This window comes from Acetomicrobium sp. S15 = DSM 107314 (genome assembly GCF_016125955.1).
Taxonomy (GTDB): Bacteria; Synergistota; Synergistia; order Synergistales; family Thermosynergistaceae; genus Thermosynergistes; species Thermosynergistes pyruvativorans.
The window spans coordinates 1-495 of record NZ_JADEVE010000397.1 but is presented as its reverse complement, the minus strand read 5'-3'; the positions used below and the strand labels follow the sequence as shown (position 1 = coordinate 495).

The 495-nt window shown below is 51.5% G+C and carries 2 protein-coding genes; one reads left to right on the top strand and one right to left on the bottom strand.

What is annotated here, in order from left to right; genetic code table 11:
• On the bottom strand, window positions 1–119 hold a 119-nt coding region (locus EZM41_RS14820; protein WP_446697847.1), incomplete at its 3' end, for a hypothetical protein.
• Between the two features lie 30 nt (window positions 120–149).
• Here EZM41_RS14820 and EZM41_RS14020 point away from each other — a divergent pair.
• The gene (locus tag EZM41_RS14020; protein ID WP_232619361.1) at window positions 150–284 is read left to right on the top strand and encodes a transketolase C-terminal domain-containing protein; all 135 of its coding nucleotides are present in this window, start codon (window positions 150–152) and stop codon (window positions 282–284) included.
• Window positions 285–495: the final 211 nt, after the last annotated feature.

Below are 495 nucleotides of genomic sequence, written 5' to 3'. Positions count from 1 at the left end.
CTATGTGGATCACTGTATTCCGTTGCGTCTATGGTCTTCCTCTCCAACAAGGGAAGGATTTCCCCTCCTGACACATTGACGACTGCCACGCCCGCCTCTTTGAACACGTCGGCAGCCATACCAGCTACCCGCATCGTAAGGCCTTTAAGATGGATGATGCTGATGTAGCGCTCATAGCTTATGGCAGCGAAGTGCGTCCATGTATAGACGCGATGGAGATGGCCAGAGCTGACGGTATTAAGGTTGGGGTTTTTGCAGTAGCTGTTGGTTCAAGTAAAGATTAGCCAAGAAAAAGGGGGGAAGCGCGGTGAGGAAGTACATTAAAGCTTTAACTGCAGTCGTGATTGTCTGTTGTGCCTGTTTATGGGCTTTGAAACGGTCTCGAAGGAGAGCATGGGAGAGATCGGCAAGTCGCACAACAAGATCGAGGAGTTCAAGGCTAACGTGAGGCGGCTCCACGACCACGGCATCGTGGTGCTAGGCGCCTTCATATTC